Origin of the sequence: Caldimonas manganoxidans ATCC BAA-369, from assembly GCF_000381125.1 — a bacterium.
Classification (GTDB): Bacteria; Pseudomonadota; Gammaproteobacteria; order Burkholderiales; family Burkholderiaceae_C; genus Caldimonas; species Caldimonas manganoxidans.
The window spans coordinates 17,613-35,519 of sequence record NZ_KB905939.1; the positions used below are offsets into that span (position 1 = coordinate 17,613).

Here is a 17,907-nt window from a genome sequence, read left to right on the forward strand (position 1 = left end):
TCTCCCCAAATCGGCCAACCTGGGGCATGATGCAAGGCTTGACACCCCAAGCCGTGGCACCGGCGCGCCGCATGCCGCGCCTGACCGCCGGGAGCAAGAGGCCCGCGGGGGGGGCGCTGGCGGCGCGTGGCTGCGATCGGCGCGTGGAAGAGTGGCGAGTGGCGCTTGCGGCGGTCGCGCTTGCGGGAGCGGCCGTTGCCGTTCAGCGTGGCAAGGGCTGGGTGCGCTCGGCCAGCCAGCGGGCTGCAGCGCCTTGCACCAGCGGGCCTACGCGCTCACGCACCGTCGCGTGGTAGGCATCGAGCCATGCGCGTTCGTCTTCGCGCAGCAACGAGGGTTCGATGCAGCGGGTGTCGATGGGGCACAGCGTGAGCGTCTCGAAGGCCAACCATTCGCCGAACTCGGTGCGGCCGGCTTCGATGTTCAAGGCGAGGTTTTCGATGCGGATGCCCCACTGGCCGGGCCGGTACAGCCCGGGCTCGATGGAGGTGATCATGCCGGGCTCCATCGCGGTGTGTGCCTCGGCTGGCGCGTGCACGCTGAGCACTTGGGGGCCTTCGTGCACATTGAGGAAGTAGCCCACACCGTGGCCGGTGCCGTGGCCATAGTCGAGCCCTTCGGCCCACAGCGGCGCGCGGGCGATGGCATCCAGCAGCGGGGAGCGGATGCCGCGCGGGAAGCGTGCGCGCGACAGGGCCATCATGGCTTTGAGCACGAGCGTGAAGTCGCGCCGCTGCGCTGGCGTGGGCGTGCCCACCGGCACGACACGGGTGACGTCGGTGGTGCCGCCGAGGTACTGGCCGCCCGAGTCGATCAGCAGCAAGCCGGAGCCCTCGATCACCGCATGGGATTGTGGCGTGGCGCGGTAGTGCGGCATCGCGCCGTTGGCATTGAAACCTGCGATGGTGGCAAAGCTCGGGCTGACGAAGCCTTCGCGCCGGGCGCGTGCCTCGGTGAGCCGTTCATCGATATCGAGCTCGGTGAGGCGCTCACCGCGTGCCAGGGCCTGCTCAAACCAGGCAAAGAACTCGGCCAATGCGGCCCCGTCTTGTGCCATGGTGGCGCGGACGAAGTCGGCTTCGGCCGGGGTCTTGCGCGACTTGGCCAAGGTGGTGGGGTTGGTGGCTTCGATCACGCGCGCCGTGCTCGGCAAGGCTTCGCGCAGGGCCAAAGTGATGCGACGCGGGTCGATCAGCACCGTGCTGCCCGCCGGCAGCGCTGCCAGGGCGGCACGGGCCTGTTCATAAGGAGCCACACTCACGCCGTCGGCCTCGAGCGTGCGGCGCAGGGCGTCGTCGACTTTGGGCAGGTCCAGGAACAGCGTGGCCGTCTCCAATCCCACCAGGGCATGGGCGATGAAGACCGGGTTGTAGGACACGTCGGCGCCGCGCAGGTTGAAGAGGTAGGCGATGTCGTCCAGTGTGGACAGTACGTGCCACTGGGCCTCGTGGGCTTGCAGGCTGCGCCGCAGTGCGGCGAGTTTGTCGCGACGGCTCAGGGGCGCTTGCGGGGCGCGGTGCTCATACACCGGTGGGGTGGGACGGGCGGGGCGTTCCGGCCAGATGCGCCCGGGCAGGTCCAAGTCGGTGCGCACGCGGATACCGCGGGGCTCCAAGGCAGCGCGCAAGGCGCGCGAGGCCGACAAGGCCAGGATCTCGCCGTCCACGGCCAGGGTTTGGCCTGCGCGCAGATGGGTGGCCAACCAGTCGATGTACTGGGTGCTCGCACCGCTGGTGAGCTTCATCAGCACGATGCCGGTGCCGGCCAGCTGGGCTTCGGCTTGCACCCAGTAGCGGCTGTCGGCCCACAGCCCGGCATGGTCGCGTGTGACCACCAGGGTGCCCATCGAGCCGGTGAAGCCGCTCAACCACTCGCGTGCTTTCCAGCGCTCGGGCAGGTATTCCGACAGATGCGGGTCGCTCGAGGGCACCAGCACGGCATCCACGCCGTGCTGGTCCAGCGCATCGCGCAGTCGGGCGATGCGCTCGCGCACGGCGGCCAGGGGCGGGGAGAGAGTGTCCATGGCAGAGCCTTTCAGGCGAGCGGTTCCATTCTAGGGAAAATCTGCAAACCCCCCGTGCAGCACCCCCTTGGATGTGAGACGGTAACGCCATGAAGCAGATGAGCCTTGGCAGCACCGGATTCGAACGCAAGACCAAGCGCCCCCGCAAGCGCGTGTTCTTGGACGAGAGCACGTGGCCATGCGACCGAGCCAGCACCGTGCACTAGCCAAGAACACCGCCAACCTCATGACGTTGTTTGCCCTGTCCAACCTGTGGATGGTGCGCAAACGACTGTTGAACATGGGGGCGCATGGATGAGTGCGCCCGCAAGCCTGAAAAGGCTTGGCCAAATGGCCTACGGCGCCACGAGAATGTGACGCTCGAACAGCCCGAGATATCGTCATCTGACACATCAGCCGACAACAGCCGCTTCAGCGGCGGTTGTGCTGACCTTTCCTAGGCAAACGCCGCGTGTGGCCGCGCTCAGGGCTGCTGCTGCAAGGCGCGGATGCGTTCCTCGATGGGCGGGTGGCTCGCCAGCAGGGCCAGCAAGCCCGAGCGACGCGAGCTGATGCCCATGGTTTGCAGGGCCTTGGGCATTTCGCCCGGATCGAGCCGGCCCAGTCGGGCCAGCGCATCGATCATGGGTTGTTTGCGGCCCATCAGCCGTGCGGCGCCGGCGTCGGCGCGGAACTCGCGCTGGCGTGAGAACCAAGCCACGATCACGGCGGCCAAGATGCCCAACAGCAGGTCCAGCACGATGGTGGTGGCGTAGTAGCCCAGGCCTGGGTGATCGCTGTTGTTGCGCAGCAGCACGCGATCGACCACATAACCCACCACGCGCGAGATGAAGACGACGAAGGTGTTCATCACGCCCTGGATGAGCGTCATCGTCACCATGTCGCCATTGGCGATGTGCGCCACCTCATGGCCGATGACGGCTTCCACTTCCTCGCGCGTCATGCTTTGCAGCAATCCGGTGGAGACGGCCACCAAGGCCGAGTTCTTGAAGGCGCCGGTGGCAAAGGCATTGGGCGGGCCGTCGTAGAGGGCCACCTCGGGCATGCCGATGCCGGCGCGCTGGGCGAACTGGTGCACCGTGTGCACGATCCACTGGTGCGTGGGGTCGGGCGAGTCGTTGATCACCCGTGCGCCGGTGCTGAACTTGGCCATGGGCTTGCTGATGAGCAAGGAGATGAGCGCGCCGCCAAAGCCCATGAGGGCTGCAAAGCCCAGCAGCGCCGCCAGATCCAGGCCCTGGGCACTGAGGAAGCGCTGGAGACCCAGCACATGGGCGGCCATGCCCAGCACGACGATCACGGCCAGGTTGGTCGTCACGAATAGCACGATGCGTTTCATGGATCGATTTCCTTCGAGGCAGAGGCGAGGGTTGAGGGGCGCATCCTGTCAAGCCATGAGGCCTGGCGACCGGGCTCGTGCTACCAGCCCCAAAGCAAGCGGCGGGCCACCCAGCCGGTCACGCCGGCGTCCTCGTGGTGCACGCGCACCCAGGACGGGCGCTTTTCCAGCGTGCGCAAGACCTCGCCGTACTGGGCTTGGCCCAGGATGCGGCTGCCGGTCGAGGGGGCGCTGCGGATGTTGACGGTTTGCACCTTGACCACATGGTGTGGCGTGCGGCCAGTCAGTGGTCGATACACCCAGGCCACGTCATTTTCGAAATCGCGCACTTTGAGCCATTGGCCCTGACGGCCGATGACTTGCAGCGGATAGCCTTGGCTGACGACCCACAGTGCGTCGTGCTGGGTGCCGGCGCCGGCGCGCAGGTTCACCTCGGGGCGAGCGATGCTGATCATGGTCTGGGCAGCGGCCGGCAGGGCAAAGGCTGCGGCAGCCAGCCACGGAAGAAGGGGCGAGAGTCGCTTCATCTCGGCAAGCTCCTGTGGTGGGTCAAGACTTGGCATAGTGCCTGCCTTGGCCTCGGAGGTTCCCTGCAATGGGGGGCTGCCGGCTGCACGGCCGCGTGGCGGGCGCGTACCATCACGGCTTTGCACCGGGCCTCGTGGTGCTGTGCAGTCCGGCATGGCCGGGGCCGGCCCGTCCATGCCATGACTGAACCCATTCCGAAGAAAAAGAGCGAGCGCACGCTCAATGCCATCGTCAATACCGCCTTGGAGCTGGCGGTGACCCAAGGGCTGTCCAGCATGTCGCTGGGCGAAGTGGCCAAACGCCTGGGCATCAGCAAGAGCGGGGTGTTCGTGCGCACCGGCTCGGTGGAGAACCTGCAAGACCTGGTGCTGGCGCGCTATGAGCAGCTCTTTGCCGAGCATGTGTTTCTCCCCGCCTTGGAGGCCCCGCGGGGGCTGCCGCGGCTGGATCGCATCATGGAGTTGTGGATCGGCCGTGGCGTGGGCCGCAAGGCCATGGCCGGCTCGTTGCATGCGGTGGCGGCCTTCGACCTGCACCCGATGGAGTCGCCTCTGCGCAAGAAGGTGCGTGCCGGGGTGGCCCGCTGGCGCAAGACGCTGGCGCGCACGGTCATGCAAGCCATCGAGGAGGGGCATTTGCGCCCCGACACCGAGCCGGCTCAACTCGTGTGGGAGATGAACAGCTTGATGCTGGGCTACTTCCATGACCTGCATTTCCTGCGCGAGCGCCGCGCGGCCCAGCGCACCTGGGAGGCCTATCAGCGCTTGATTTCGACGTACAAGCGCGCCTGAGGCGGCGCACTAAGGGAATGTGAGTGTTCGCTGGCGCGGGCGGCTCGGCAAAATCGCCGGCATGACCTTGGGCACTGCATTCGGTTCTTTGCTCGATCCGCCAGAGGAGGCCGCGCCGCGCACCGCCTTGGTGTTGATGGGCGGCGGGGCTCGCACGGCTTATCAGGTGGGCGTGTTGCTGGGGTTGACGCACCTCTTGGGACGCCGTCCGGGCGGCTGGTTCGACATCGTGGTGGGCACGTCGGCCGGGGCCTTGAACGCGGCTTGTTTGGTGGACCAAGCACCGGTGGGCGCGGCGGCAGTGGAGCGGCTGGCGCAGCTGTGGATGGGGCTGCATGCCGATCAGGTCTACCGGGTCCAGCCGTGGCGGATGACGCCCGGGCTGCGGTGGGCCGGCCTGCTCTCGCCGGCGTGGTTGTTGCGCCGCTTGCCGCGCTGGCTGCTGGACCCCGCGCCGCTGACGGCTCTGCTGGGCCGGGTGGTGCGCCCCGCGCGCATTGCGCAAGCCTTGGATCAGGGGCATTTGCAGGCTTGGGCGGTGACGGCCTCCAGCTACACCACCGGCGTGCACTGGACGTTCTACCAGGCCGCACGGCGCTGGCATCGTCCGGCCTGGCAGCGCCCCGGCCGTCGGGCGGTGGCGCAGGCCATCGGGCCGCAACATCTGCTGGCCTCGGCGGCCATTCCGTTTCTGTTTCCGGCCGTGCCGCTGGAGGTGGAGGGGCGCACCGAATATTTCGGCGATGGGTCGATGCGCCAGATCGCGCCGCTGTCGCCGGCGTTCAATCTGGGAGCGACGCGCATTTTGGCCATCGGTGTGGGTCAGCCCGAACGCAACGCCCTGGGCGCCGGCTCCATGGCCCCCGGGAGCTATCCCTCGCTGGCGCAAATTGCCACGCATGCCATGGCCAGTGTGTTTCACGACACCTTGGAAGCCGATGTCGAGCAGGCCGAGCGCGTGAATGCGGGACTGCGGCGTTGGTCGCAGCAGGGCGGGATGGCGCCTTACCGGGCCGTGCAGGTGCTGGCGATGCAGCCCTCGCGTTCTTTGGACGAATTGGCCTTGGCGCACGTGCGAGCCCTGCCGGAGGCGGTGTTTGGCTTGCTCAAGATGTTGGGGGGCACGCAGGCCGCAGGCGCGGCCTTGGCCAGCTACTTGCTGTTCGAGCCGCCTTTCGTGCAGGCGCTCATCGAGCTGGGGCGTGCCGATGTGTGGGCCCGGCGGGCGCAGCTGGAGGCTTTTTTCGAGGGCCGGCCCGTGCCGGGCGCCTGAGTTCACGAAGCGGTGCCATAATCGGCCCTGGTTCCATCACGGAGACTTCCTTGGACAGCCCCCAGCCTCGGTGGCCGTCCACTCCAACCCGGGTCCGCGCGTTGTAAGGGCGGGTCGGTGGCCGCCGCAGGCGGCGTTGGGGTGAGACGGTGACCGATTTCGACCCGTTCGCAACCCCAAAAGACATGTGCGCCGCCGTGCTTGCGGCGGCGCCCTGGTTGGAGAGTTCATGCTCAATGTGTTCACGCTGGCCAATGGCCGGCTCGTCCAGCAGGAAATCGATCGTCCTGAGGCGCTGGCGCAGGTGCAGCCCGTGTGGGTGGACCTCGAAGCGCCCACGCCCGAGGAGAAGGGGTGGATCGCCGGGCGCTTCGGCGTGAACATCCCCCAGGACGTGGTGGATGAAGACCTGGAGGAGTCGGCCCGTTTTTACGAGGAAGACAACGGCGAGCTGCACATCCGCTCGGACTTCCTGATTGATGAGGATGACACGTCGCGCAACGTGCGGGTGGCGTTCATCTTGCACCGCAACATCCTGTTCTCGATCCACGACCGAGACTTGCCGGTGTTCCGTCTGTTGCGCTTGCGTGCGCGGCGCATGCCCGGGCTGATCGAGGACGCCAAGGACGTGCTGCTCAAGCTCTACGATGCCGATGCCGAGTACTCGGCCGATTCTCTGGAGGGTATTTATGACGCGCTGGAAAAAGTCAGCGCGCTGGTGCTCAAGGAGGAGGTCAACGACACGGCCGCGGCCGAGGCGTTGGCGGCCATCGCCCGCGAGGAAGACCTCAATGGCCGCATTCGTCGCAATGTGATGGACACGCGCCGCGCGGTGAGCTTTTTGATGCGCTCGCGCCTGCTCAATGCCGAGCAGTTCGAGGAGGCGCGTCAGATCATGCGCGACATCGATTCGCTCGATTCGCACACGGCCTTCTTGTTCGACAAGATCAACTTCCTGATGGATGCCACGGTCGGCTTCATCAACATCAACCAGAACAAGATCATCCGCATCTTCTCGGTGGCCAGCGTGGCTTTGCTGCCGCCGACCTTGGTGGCCAGCATCTACGGCATGAACTTCGAGTACATGCCCGAGCTGAAATGGAAGTTCGGCTATCCGTTTTCGCTGGCGCTGATGGCGATGTCGGTCATCGCCCCGTTCTGGTACTTCCGGCGCAAGGGCTGGCTCAAGTAGCCTCAAGTAGCCCGCATCGTGCGGGCCAGCGCTTGGGCGCTGAGCCAGGCACGTTCGACGCCATCGATGCCATCGGCGCCGTGCCAGGCATCGCCACATGCGCCGATGCGCAAGGCGGCGTCCCAGCCGCAGGGTTCGCTCAGCGGCGACGGCACCTGGGCATGGCGCCAGAGGTGGGCCTCGGCGTACACCGGTCGGGCCAGCTGCACGCCCAGCGCTTCGCTGAAAGCCTCGAGCAGGCGGCGCACGACCTGCACCGCCGGGGCATCGAGGTTGTGGGCGCTCCACTGGGGACTGGCGTGCAGCACCCAGCGACAGCCCACGCCGGCGATGCGCGGCCGCCCGGGGCGGGTGTCGTCACGGCGCGCCTCGCGCAAGGGGCCGGCCGCCGGCTGCAGGCGCTCGCCGCGGGCGGGCAGGGCCCGCGGCCAGGCGGCCATCACCGTCCAGGTGGGCTGGCTGCGCACGGATCGCATGGCCTGGGCCAGTGCGGGGCTGGCGCCCAGCAAGGGGGCGGCCTGCTCGGCCGGCATGGCCACCACGACCGCATCGAACCGCCGATCGCCCAGTGCGGGCGCCTGCTGGTGAGCGCGCAGCTGCCATCGTCCGTCGCCGGCCGGCTCGATGGCGGCGATCTCGGTGTCCAGTTGCAGCGGCAGGCCCTGCGCCAGCGCACGCAGCAGGGCGTTCATCTCGCCAACACCGGTGTAGCCGGTGCCGCCCTCGCGCGCGAGCCAGCCGGCCTGGCTCCACTGTTGGACTTGCTGCGCAAAGTCGCTGCTGTGGGCGGCGAAGTCCGCGCCGCCATGGTCGAAGGGGCCGGCCGGGCTGTGTCGGGTGGACAGGCGCCCGCCGGGGCCGCGGCTCTTGTCGAAGAGCTGCACTTGCACGCCGGCGGCGGCGAGTGCGCGCGCACAGGTCAGTCCTGCCAGGCCGGCGCCGATGAGGGCCACACGCGAGACGGTCATGCCATGGCCCTGCGTTTGAGCCAACGCATCAGCCCGCCCAGCACCGGCAGCTTTTCGTAGAGCTCCTCGGCGGCATCCCAGTAGTCGCGGTGCACGGCGATGCGCCCATCGGGGGCAAACCGCAGGTGCGAGGCGCCACGCACCACCTGAGGGGCATGGCGGTAGCGGCGCAAGCGAAACGAGAAATCCCAGGTCAGGAAGCACTGGTCTTTCTGGGCGACGGCGGCCGTCACCGTGAAGCGAGGCTCGCGCAGGGCCTCGTCCATGTGGCGGAAGATGCGCTGCACCTCGGCCAGGCCCCGCACCTCGTTGAAGGGATCCTTGAAGTGGCAGTCCTCGGTGTAGTAGCGGCCGAAGTCGGCCACCGAGGCAGGGCTGTAAGCGTGGAAGAAATCGATCACGCGCTGCACGCGCGGGTCCTCGTGGGTCATCATGGGGCGGCAGTGTAGAGCCGTCGCCGCTGTGGCGGCGTCACAAGCCGGTGGCGCGACGCACGGCGGCAAAGTACAGGCCGTCGCGCAGCGCACGCAGGGCTTTGAGCCATAGCGTGAAGCGGCGCGGGAAGTGGATCTCGAAGCGCCCGCGTGCCCAGCCCTCGAGCATGGCCTGGGCGGCCTGTTCGGGGGTGAGCAAGGCGGGCATGCGGAAGCGGTTTTGTGCCGTCAGGGCGGTGGCGACGAAGCCGGGGTTGATCACCGAGACGCCCACGCCCAAGGGATGAAGGTCGAGATACAGCGCTTCGGCCAGGTTGATCAGCGCCGCTTTGGTCGGGCCGTAGGCCAGCGCATGGGGCAGGCCGCGGTAGCCTGCCACGCTGGCCACCAGGCTGAGGTGGCCGCTGCGTTGGGCTTGCAGCAGCGGCAACACGGCATCGAGCAGATGCAGCGCCCCCACGTAGTTGATCTGCTGGTGGCGCAAGGCCTCCTCCAGATCGAAGGCGGCCACGCGCATGGGGCGGTAATACCCCGCGCAATAGACCACCAGATCCAGCCGGCCGTAGCGCTGGCGCAGGTCCAAGGCGGCGTTGCGCAGGGCCGCGCGGTCGGTGACGTCCATGGGAATGAATTCGCTGCCCGGATGCTGGGCCGTGAATTCCTCCAGGGCCTGCACATTGCGTGCAGACACGATGACGCGGGCGCCGCGGGCATGCAAGGCGGCCGCCGCGGCGCGGCCGATGCCGGAGGAGGCACCCACCAGCCAGGCGATGCGGCCGGGCCAGTCGGTCAGTGTCGGATTGAGGGCCATGGGAGTCTTTCAGTGTTTCAAAAACGTGAGCGTGACTTCGCCCAGGCGGATGCCGAATTTGCTCATCACCGCTTTGTTGAGCATGACGCGCTCGTCCATCAGGTACATCCAGTCGTCGAACTGCACGTCATAGGTGCGGCCATCGACCGGCAGGCGCAGCGTGTAGCGCCAATGCAAGGCATTGCCACGCACCTGGCCGCGGGCTTCACCGACCACGTCGTCGGCGCGGCCGCTGTAGCGTCCGTCGGCCAAGCGGGTGAGGCGCCAGACGCGGCGCTCGGTGCGACCATCGCTGTAGGTGAACACCTCGTCGAGCACGCCCTGGTCGCCGTCCCAGCGGCCTTCCATGGCCACCGTGAAGCGGCGCACCACTTGGCCCGAGCGGTCTTGAAAGAGACCATAAGCGGTGAGCCGGCCCTCGAAGTAGCGGCGCAGGTCCAGCTCGGGGCGCTGGCCGGCATAGGTGTCGAGGTTTTGGCTGGCGCAGCCGCTCAGCCCGGCTGCAGCCGCCGCGCCAGCCATCAGCACGAGACGTCGTTTCATCGGTCCTCTCCGGAGGGGTGCCGCAGCCACAGGCCGTACAGCGCGGCGGCGGCGGTGAGTTTGAGTGCACAGGGCAGCAGGCTGTAGGCCAGCGTCAGCGCCAGCAGGCCTTGGGGCTCGCGCGTGCCGGGTTCGTAGCCGGCCAGTTGCAGCAGCGGCAGCGCTGCACCGGCGGCCAGGGCCAGGTTGAGCTTGGTGGCGAAGTTCCACCAGCCGAAGTAGGCGCCCTCGAAACGCCCGCGATGCCCGGCGCGCTGGATCACCCCGGCCAACATCGCCGGGGGCAAGCTCAGATCGGCACCGAGGGCCATGCCGCTGGCGGCGCACACCAGTGCGTAAGCCAGCACGTCGCCGGCACCCAGCATGGCGGCCCAGGCGAAGGCGGCCACCGCCAGCAGCATGCCCAGCAGCCAGCTGCGGGCCAGGCCCAGGTGGGCCACGGCACGCACCCACAGCGGCATGGCCAACGCCGCGGCCGCGAAGTACAGCGCCAGAAACAACGGTTCGAAGGCGGCGGCCTGCAGGCGGTCGCGGATGAAAAACAGCACCAAGGTGGCCGCAATGGCGCTGGCTACGCCATTGAGCAGGTAGATGAACAGCAGCCGGCGAAAGCCCTGCACGTCCCAGGGGCGGATGGGGCGCGGGTCCGGCAGCACCGGCTCGCGGCCGGGTTGCGGGGCGCGAGCCAGCAGCCCCAGCCCCAGGGCCAGCAAGACGGCGAAGACCGCGGCGGTGACGCCCAGGCCGGCCAGACTGGGCAATACGCTGGCCACCAGCACGCCGGCCAGCGCGCATCCTTCGCGCCAGGCCACCACGCCGGCGCGCTGACCCGCGCCGCCGCCAAGCATCGCGCCCCAGGCTTGGTGCGTCACGCTCACGGTGCTGTAACTGAAATAGGTCACGAGCAGCAGGGCTGCGCACCAGGTCAGCAAGGCGGGGGTGCCGCGCACCGGGGGAAAGAACAGGGCCGCAAAGCCGGCGGCCAGCACGGCCCCCATGAGGGCCGACAGCGCCCAGGCACGCCGCACGGAATGGCGAAAGAGTCCATCGACGAGGCGGCCGATCCACGGATCGATGAACGCATCGGCCAGGCGCGCACCCAGCAGCACGGCGCCCAACAAGGCCAGCGGCACGCCGAATTCGGTGGCGTAATGAGCCGGCAGCACCACGTACAAGGGCAGGGCCACGAAAGCCAGCGGCAGGCCCAAGGCGCCGTAGGACAGCCCTTGCAGTGGATGGCCCGTCCAGCTCGGGGCCATGGGCCGAGGGGGCATGGCCGCGCGCGCGCTCATGGGGCTCCTTGACTGCCGGACAGGCCCAGCAGTTGCTCGCGCAGACGTGGCTCGGAGGTGCGCGGGGACAACCAGATGCCAAAGAACAGGCGGGCGAATTCGGGGTCGTCGATGTCGGCCGTGGGCTGGCCGTTGTAGAAGAAGCGCGCGCCGCGGCCGGGCAGGTGCAGGCCCACCAGCCGGTCGCCATCGCTCACGTTGGGAAACGCGCGCTGCATGGCCGCCAGCCAGGCACGGGCCTGAGTGTCGCTGAAGGGGCCGATGCGGCGCATTTCCACGATCGACCGCTCGGCGATGGCGCCGCCCTGGAGTCGGCGCAGGTAATGCAAGGCCAGCGCGAAGGCGGTGTCTTCGTAGCGGCGCAGCGCCTCGCCGTGCGCGGGCAGCCACAACCGGGCGTCGTAGATGCGCAGCCCCAGAAAGGTCATGCGGGCCTGGCCTTGCAGCCGCACCGCGGGCCAGATCCCGAGCACTTCGGGCGGCGGCGCGGGCGCAGCCGCGCCGACTCGCACCCATGCGAGGCTGCCCAGTGCGAGTGCGGCCCTTCGTTTCATGGTTTGCGCAAGGTGAATTGGATGACGTCGGTGTTGCCCATCGCGAAGGCGGCTTCGCAATAGGCAAGGTAAAACTCCCAGGTGCGCATGAAGCGGGTGTCGAACCCCAGCCGACGCACGCGGGTTTCTTCGGCCAGAAAGCGCTCACGCCAGCGGCGCAGGGTTTCGGCATAGTCCGCCCCGAAGGCCAGCTCGTTGACCACTTCCAGTCCGGCCTGGCTCGCCTGGGCACGGAACTGGCTGGGGCTGGGCAGCAGGCCGCCGGGGAAGATGTATTGCTGGATGAAGTCGGTGCCGCGCACGTAGCGCTCGAACAGGTCGTCGCGGATCGTGATGCTCTGGATGCAGGCATGAGCGCCGGGCTTGAGCAGGCGGGCCACGGTGGCGAAGTAGGCCGGCCAGTATTCGCGCCCGACGGCCTCGAACATCTCGATCGAGCAAATCGCATCGAAAGGCGCGTCGTCGATGTCGCGGTAGTCTTGCAAGCGCAAGTCGGCCTGCGCCGACAGGCCCAGGGCGTCCAGGCGGGCTCGGGCATAGGCCAGCTGCTCGGTGGACAAGGTCACGCCGGTGACTTGGGCGCCGAAGTCCGCGGCGGCCACTTCGGCCAGACCGCCCCAGCCGCAGCCGATCTCCAGCAGGCGGTGGCCAGGCCGCAGACCGCATTCGCGCAAGGCGCGGCGAATCTTGGCGTCTTGGGCTTCGCTCAGCGATCGGTCATGGCGGCCTTCGAACCACCCGCTGGAATAGGTCATGCCTGGGTCGAGCCAGAGCCGGTAGAACTCGTTGCCCAGGTCGTAATGGGCATGGATGTTGCGGCGGCTGCCACGGCGTGAGTTGCGCTGCAGCAGATGCCGCCACCGATACAGCAGCCGCCCCCACCAGTGGCCGTAGATCACCGATTCGATGTCTTGGCGATTGGCGATGAACAAACGGATCAAGGCCGTCAGGTCGGGCGAGGTCCAATCACCGGCGATGAAACTCTCGGCAAAGCCGATGTCGCCGGACTTCAGCGCCTGCGCGCAGACCTTCCAGTTGTGCAAGCGCATGGCCGCGCGTGGCCCCTCGGGCGTGCCGAAGCGGGCGGTGTGGCCGTCGGGCAGTTGCAGGTCCAACTGCCCATGGCGCAGATGCGAGAGCATGCGCAGCACGGTGCGTGCCGCCGCCGGGGCCGACGACGGCAAGGATCGCAGTCCTTGTTCGAGGGGGGAAGAGGTCGTGGTGTGGTTCATCGCGTCACCAGGGAGTCAGGCGGTTCGGGCTTGGTGAAGAATGGCACCCGCTTGATCCAAAGTCGCAGGGCTTGCCAGTGGATGCGCGCGATGACGCCCAGGCTCATCATCGGGTGAGCGAAGAAGGCGCGGCGCATGCTGGCGCGCGTCAGCGGCTCCAGCGTCCCGCTCACGCTGGTCAGCAGCAGCGGGCCGTGCGCATCGTCATGCTCGATACGCACCACGGTGCGTGCCGGATGCGTGCCCTCGGGCTGGGTGCGCAGGAAGCGGAAACGGTAACGCCCTTCGACCTTGCAAAACGGCGAGACATGAAAGACCTTGTCTGCCTGCAATTCGATGCCCCAGCCCAGCCGGGGGCCACTGAGCAAGTAACAGTGCCGTTCGCCGAAGGTGTTGTTCACTTCGACCACGATGGCCGCCAGCGTGCCGTCCGCGCGGTGGCAATACCAAAAGCTCACCGGCTTGAACACATAACCCAGCACGCGCGGATAGGTGTGCAGCCATATCTCGCCCGTAGCATCGTGGATGCCTTGGCTGGCCAGCAGGTCGTCGATCCAGCTCAGTGCGTCGGCGCGACCGTCGCCATGGTCGCGGTCGTCGAAGCTGATCAGGCCGAAGCGCTTGCGCGGCAAGGCGGTCTTGGGGCTTCGTGCCAGGCTGCGCAGTGGCAGCATGAGGAAGTAGGTCGGGTAGGCGAATGCATGGCGCACCGGGCGCAAGCGGGTGTGGCGCACCTGCCCGAAGCCGATGAGCGCCTGCGCCGTCGTCGCCCTCATGCCGCTGCCCTGGCCGAGGCGCGCTGACATGCCGCGAGCAGGCGCTGCGCCACGGCTTGACCCGAGCGCAGCCCGTCCTCGTGGAAGCCATAGCCGGTCCAGGCCCCACAAAACCACACATGACCCACGCCCTGGATTTCGTCCAGACGGCGCTGTGCGGCCACCGCCGGTCCGTCGAACACCGGATGGGCGTATTCGTAGCGCCCCAGCACCTTGTCGTCCCGAGGCGGGCGCACCGGATTGAGCGAGACGATCACATCGTCTCGGAAGGGCAAGGGTTGCAGTCGATTCAACCAGTAGTGCAGGCACACGGCGCCGGCTTCCTGGTCGGCGTCTGGGGCCCGCTCGTAGTTCCAGGCCGCCCAGGCCTTGCGGCGGCGGGGCAGCAAGCCCGTGTCGGTGTGCAGCACGGCCACGTTGGCGTGGTAGCCGATGGCCCCCAGCAGCTCGCGCTCCAGTGGCAGCGGCTCGGCCAGCAGCGCCAGCGCCTGGTCGCTGTGGCAGGCCAGCACCACCTCGTCATACCGCTCGCTGCTCCGATCGGTGCAGACCATCACCCCGCCGTCGCCCGGACCCGGCCCCAGGCGACGCACCTGGCGCACCGGGGTGTTCAGCCGGGCATCGGCCACACCGGCCAGGATCTTGGCCACGTAGTGCTTGGCGCCGCCTCGCACGGTGTACCACTGTGGCCGGTCGGTGATCTGCAACAGCCCGTGGTTGTGGCAGAAGCGGATCATCGTGCCGATCGGAAAGCGCAGCATTTGATCGGCCGGGCAGGACCAGATGCATGCCACCATCGGCAGGAAATACCACTGGCGGAACTCGGCACCGAATGCATGCCGGTCGAGGAACGCGCCGATCGGTTCGGCCAAGGCCGCGTCATGCCCCTGCCGCGCCAGGGCGGTCGTCAGTCGGTTGAAGCGCAGCAAGTCGCGCAGCATGCGCCAGAAGCCGGCGCGCCACAGGTTGCGGCGTTGGGCAAAGACCGTGTCCAGGGAGCTGCCGCTCCATTCGAGGCCCACCGACGGCAATTGCACCGAAAACGACATGTCCGACGGCGCGGTGTCCACCTGCAACTCGGCAAAGAGCTGCACCAGTTCCGGATAGGTGCGGTGATTGAAGACCAGGAAGCCGGTATCCACGCCGTGGGTCACCGGATCGCCGGACCGGTCGGGCAGGCTCAGCTCGACCGTGTGGGTGTGCCCCCCAAAGTGAGTGCCTGCTTCGAAGAGCGTGACCTGGGCGTGCGGTGCGAGCCGATGCGCGGCGGCCAGACCCGCAATCCCCGAGCCGACGATGGCGATGCGCCGCATGGCTCGCTCCTCAGTCGACCCGGGGCTGCCACGCGGCAGCGCAGGCACAAGACAAAGGTGCTGCGAAGCGCCCCGAGACGAAGGAGGGAGGGAGGGAGGAGGAGGAGAGGCGTCTCGGGATTGCAGCCAGCCCAGCCGGCCGTCTTCGCAGCACAAAAACCGAACCTGGGGGGCCGTCGGTCGGCAGACGCCGACGCGCAGACCCCTGTGGGCTCAGAGACGCTGGCGCACGGGAAGTTCCGTGATGGCGGTGCGGGCCGATGCGGGCACGGGCGGGGGCAAGGGGCGGCGTCATCAGCGTCATGATTGAACTTTGCAGTTTCAAATAGAACTATGCAGTATCATTTTGCATCGTATGGTTCATTTGTCCAGCGAAATTTTGGGGGGCCTTGGGGCGGGGCCGCAGGCTGGGTTCCGAGGCGCCGGTCAGGATGGGTCGATGCCAGGGGCGGGCCCCTGTCTCAGGGCGGGTGGGGCTGAAGCCGGGCGACCGCCGGGCCCGCGATGGCTGGCCAAGGCCGATGGCGCGAATGCGGCCCGAGCGAGAAAACCGGGCTGCGTGCCGGCCCTTTCACGACGTTGTCGGGAAACTTCTTGGACAATGGCCGCTTGGCGTGGCGGGCCGAGCGGCCGCCGGTGGCCCGTGACGATGCGCCTGGGCCGTGGGAGCCCGGCCGAGCGCCAGGAGGCTCTGCGCCAAGCCGCGCCAGGGCCGTTGCAAAACCTCGATGGCCTCCAGGGCTTGCGTCCAACGCCTCCGGCATGGCGTAGTTCGCATCGAGTCGATCTCTCATTGCACTTTCGTCGCCACAGGAACCGACATGCTGTACCCCGAGCTTTTCAAGCAACTCGAAGCCGTGCGCTGGAACATGGAGCGCGACATCCCCTGGGATCGGTTCGATGCATCCAAACTCAGCGACGAGCAGGCGCACACCATCAAGATGAATGCCATCACCGAGTGGGCGGCGCTGCCGGCCACCGAGATGTTCTTGCGCGACAACCGCGACGACAGCGACTTCTCGGCCTTCATGAGCGTGTGGTTCTTCGAGGAGCAAAAGCACTCGCTGGTGCTGATGGAATACCTGCGCCGCTTCCGGCCGGAGTTGGTGCCCACCGAGCAGGAGCTGCACGAGGTGCGCTTCGAGTTCGACCCGGCTCCGGCGCTGGAGACGCTGATGCTGCATTTCTGTGGCGAGATTCGTCTGAACCATTGGTACCGGCGGGCGGCACAATGGCACACCGAGCCGGTCATCCAGGCGATCTACGAGACCTTGGCGCGCGATGAAGCTCGCCATGGTGGCGCCTACCTGCGCTACATGAAGCGCGCCATCGCTCGCTTCGGTGACGAGGCCAAGGCCGCGTTTGCCAAGGTGGGCGTGCTGATGGCCAGTGCGCGGCGCACGGCCCAGGCCCTGCATCCGACGAATCTGCACGTCAACGCCAAGCTCTACCCGCGCGACACCGTGCAAAGCCGCCTGCCCAATCCCGAGTGGCTGGAGCGCTGGCTCGATCAGCAGATCAAGTTCGATGCGACCTGGGAGAACAAGGTGGTCGAGCGCATTCTGCACAACCTGAGCTTGCTGATGGATCGCAGCTTCAAGAGCGTGCAGGAGCTCAATCGCTTCCGCAAGGAATTGTCGGCTCGACTGGCTGCGGCCACGCGTCCCGGGGGCGAAGCGCCACAGCCTGCTGGAGCCTGAGGCGCCGCATCGACGACCCTGCATCGTCTGGGTGCTTGGCAGGCCACGGCCGGCCCGCGCTCCGGCTTTTTCCTAGCATGGCGGCCTTGCCGCCGAGAGTGTCATCAATGTCCTGGACCCTGCTGTTCATCGCGGGCCTGTGTGAGGTCGCCTGGGCCATCGGCCTGAAATACACCGAGGGCTTCAGCCGTTTCTGGCCCTCGGCCTTCACCGTCACGGCCATGGTGGCCAGTGTCGTGCTGCTGGGCTTGGCCATGCGCGAGCTGCCCGTGGGCACCGCCTATGCGGTGTGGACGGGCATTGGCGCGGTGGGCACGGTGATCCTGGGCATCGTGCTGTTTGGCGACAGCGCCACGGCGCTGCGCCTGTTGTGCGTGGGCCTGATCATTGCCGGGATCCTCGGGCTCAAACTGGTGGGCTGAGTCGCTAAGACGGCCGGGCGGTCCGCCGCGCCTGGTCCGCCTTGCGGTCGGCGGTCACTTTCTGGGCGCTGGGGCGCTGCCCCACGTGCTTCACATAGGCCTTCCAGTCGATGCCATGCGTGGCCACGAGGTCTTCGCCCAGCACCAATTGGGTTGACAAGGTGACAAGGCAACCAGCGGCAGGTGCACATAGGCGGCGCAGTCGGCTTGGGTGAAGTCCGCGCCGGCCACATGGGGCGAAAACTTCGCCAAGAGCTTGAAGCCGGCCAGGTGCTTGTTCAGCAGGGCGCGCACGCGCTCGCGGTTTTTCTCGCTCACGGTGCCGCCGAAGAAGGCCTGGGGGTAGAGCTCGCGCGCCACCAGTTCCAGATGCAGGTCGAGGAAGATCGTCAGCTCACGCACCTTGGCGCGCTGCCAGGGATCGGCCGGCAGCAGCGCCGGGGTGGGCCAGCGCGTCTCGATATAGTCCATCAGCGCTTCGCTTTCACAGAGCACGCCATGCTCGGTGCGGGCAAAGGGCACCTTGCCCAGCGGCGAGCCGGCCGCGCGTGCGGGTTCGCCAGTGGCCACGTCTTCCTCGGTGAACGGGACGCCTTTTTCCAACAGGGCCAACTTGACCTTGTTGTAGTAGTTGGACAGGGGAAAGCCGCAGAGCACGAACATGGGGGGTCTCCTGGAAGCGGTGGGAGCTGCCAGTGCAAACCAACGGGGCGTGG

The 17,907-nt window shown here is 67.7% G+C and carries 18 protein-coding genes and 1 pseudogene; 6 read left to right on the top strand and 13 right to left on the bottom strand.

What is annotated here, in order from left to right; all coding sequences use genetic code 11:
- Positions 1-202 precede the first annotated feature (202 nt).
- A complete protein-coding gene (locus F615_RS0107945; protein WP_019560646.1) occupies positions 203-2,023 on the bottom strand; it encodes an aminopeptidase P family protein in 1,821 nt (606 codons plus the stop codon).
- A 172-nt stretch (positions 2,024-2,195) separates the two neighbouring features.
- On the opposite strand from F615_RS0107945, the gene F615_RS19875 reads away from it, so the two are divergent.
- Complete coding sequence (locus F615_RS19875) at positions 2,196-2,321, top strand: hypothetical protein (protein WP_445662436.1); 126 nt, start codon at positions 2,196-2,198, stop codon at positions 2,319-2,321.
- A gap of 165 nt (positions 2,322-2,486) precedes the next feature.
- Here the strand turns inward: F615_RS19875 and htpX are convergent, their stop codons facing one another.
- Together htpX and F615_RS0107960 are read right to left on the bottom strand one after the other, a co-directional pair.
- Positions 2,487-3,362 (bottom strand): protease HtpX, encoded by an 876-nt coding sequence (htpX, locus tag F615_RS0107955; protein ID WP_019560648.1) that lies wholly within the window; start codon positions 3,360-3,362, stop codon positions 2,487-2,489.
- Positions 3,363-3,442: 80 nt separating this feature from the next.
- On the bottom strand, positions 3,443-3,889 hold the full coding sequence (locus tag F615_RS0107960) for an SH3 domain-containing protein (protein WP_019560649.1): 447 nt from the start codon (positions 3,887-3,889) through the stop codon (positions 3,443-3,445).
- Positions 3,890-4,069: 180 nt separating this feature from the next.
- Here F615_RS0107960 and F615_RS0107965 point away from each other — a divergent pair, with 180 nt between their 5' ends.
- The 3 genes from F615_RS0107965 to corA all read left to right on the top strand — a co-directional run bounded on the left by F615_RS0107965 (position 4,070) and on the right by corA (position 7,146).
- Complete coding sequence (locus F615_RS0107965; protein ID WP_019560650.1) at positions 4,070-4,681, top strand: TetR/AcrR family transcriptional regulator; 612 nt, start codon at positions 4,070-4,072, stop codon at positions 4,679-4,681.
- A 61-nt stretch (positions 4,682-4,742) separates the two neighbouring features.
- A complete protein-coding gene (locus F615_RS0107970; RefSeq protein ID WP_019560651.1) occupies positions 4,743-5,954 on the top strand; it encodes a patatin-like phospholipase family protein in 1,212 nt (403 codons plus the stop codon).
- Between the two features lie 229 nt (positions 5,955-6,183).
- Positions 6,184-7,146: a magnesium/cobalt transporter CorA gene (gene corA / locus F615_RS0107975; RefSeq protein WP_019560652.1), complete on the top strand. Its 963-nt coding sequence runs from the start codon at positions 6,184-6,186 to the stop codon at positions 7,144-7,146.
- Positions 7,147-7,148: 2 nt separating this feature from the next.
- Here the strand turns inward: corA and F615_RS0107980 are convergent, their stop codons facing one another.
- The 9 genes from F615_RS0107980 to F615_RS0108020 are packed head-to-tail and all read right to left on the bottom strand — an operon-like array spanning position 7,149 to position 15,069.
- Entirely contained in the window at positions 7,149-8,114 is a 966-nt protein-coding gene (locus tag F615_RS0107980; protein ID WP_019560653.1) for an NAD(P)/FAD-dependent oxidoreductase, read from the bottom strand.
- A complete protein-coding gene (locus tag F615_RS0107985) occupies positions 8,111-8,548 on the bottom strand; it encodes a nuclear transport factor 2 family protein (protein WP_019560654.1) in 438 nt (145 codons plus the stop codon). The genes F615_RS0107980 and F615_RS0107985 overlap by 4 nt, the downstream gene beginning before the upstream one ends.
- A gap of 37 nt (positions 8,549-8,585) precedes the next feature.
- Positions 8,586-9,359 (bottom strand): SDR family NAD(P)-dependent oxidoreductase, encoded by a 774-nt coding sequence (locus F615_RS0107990; protein WP_019560655.1) that lies wholly within the window; start codon positions 9,357-9,359, stop codon positions 8,586-8,588.
- 9 nt (positions 9,360-9,368) lie between these two features.
- Entirely contained in the window at positions 9,369-9,902 is a 534-nt protein-coding gene (locus tag F615_RS0107995) for a DUF3833 domain-containing protein (RefSeq protein WP_019560656.1), read from the bottom strand.
- On the bottom strand, positions 9,899-11,194 hold the full coding sequence (locus F615_RS0108000; protein ID WP_083932422.1) for an MFS transporter: 1,296 nt from the start codon (positions 11,192-11,194) through the stop codon (positions 9,899-9,901). Before F615_RS0108000 ends, F615_RS0107995 begins: the two co-directional genes overlap by 4 nt.
- The gene (locus F615_RS0108005; protein ID WP_019560658.1) at positions 11,191-11,748 is read right to left on the bottom strand and encodes a chalcone isomerase family protein; all 558 of its coding nucleotides are present in this window, start codon (positions 11,746-11,748) and stop codon (positions 11,191-11,193) included. Before F615_RS0108005 ends, F615_RS0108000 begins: the two co-directional genes overlap by 4 nt.
- Positions 11,745-12,980: an SAM-dependent methyltransferase gene (locus tag F615_RS0108010; RefSeq protein WP_019560659.1), complete on the bottom strand. Its 1,236-nt coding sequence runs from the start codon at positions 12,978-12,980 to the stop codon at positions 11,745-11,747. Before F615_RS0108010 ends, F615_RS0108005 begins: the two co-directional genes overlap by 4 nt.
- Complete coding sequence (locus F615_RS0108015) at positions 12,977-13,756, bottom strand: DUF1365 domain-containing protein (protein ID WP_026330140.1); 780 nt, start codon at positions 13,754-13,756, stop codon at positions 12,977-12,979. The genes F615_RS0108010 and F615_RS0108015 overlap by 4 nt, the downstream gene beginning before the upstream one ends.
- Positions 13,753-15,069 (bottom strand): NAD(P)/FAD-dependent oxidoreductase, encoded by a 1,317-nt coding sequence (locus tag F615_RS0108020; protein ID WP_019560661.1) that lies wholly within the window; start codon positions 15,067-15,069, stop codon positions 13,753-13,755. The genes F615_RS0108015 and F615_RS0108020 overlap by 4 nt, the downstream gene beginning before the upstream one ends.
- An 821-nt stretch (positions 15,070-15,890) precedes the next feature.
- Between F615_RS0108020 and F615_RS0108025 the strand changes: the two genes are divergently transcribed.
- Together F615_RS0108025 and sugE are read left to right on the top strand one after the other, a co-directional pair.
- Positions 15,891-16,769: a diiron oxygenase gene (locus F615_RS0108025; RefSeq protein WP_019560662.1), complete on the top strand. Its 879-nt coding sequence runs from the start codon at positions 15,891-15,893 to the stop codon at positions 16,767-16,769.
- A 107-nt stretch (positions 16,770-16,876) separates the two neighbouring features.
- Entirely contained in the window at positions 16,877-17,191 is a 315-nt protein-coding gene (gene sugE, locus F615_RS0108030; protein WP_019560663.1) for a quaternary ammonium compound efflux SMR transporter SugE, read from the top strand.
- Between the two features lie 4 nt (positions 17,192-17,195).
- Here the strand turns inward: sugE and F615_RS19185 are convergent.
- Positions 17,196-17,854: pseudogene (locus F615_RS19185) on the bottom strand (glutathione S-transferase family protein).
- Positions 17,855-17,907 lie beyond the last annotated feature (53 nt).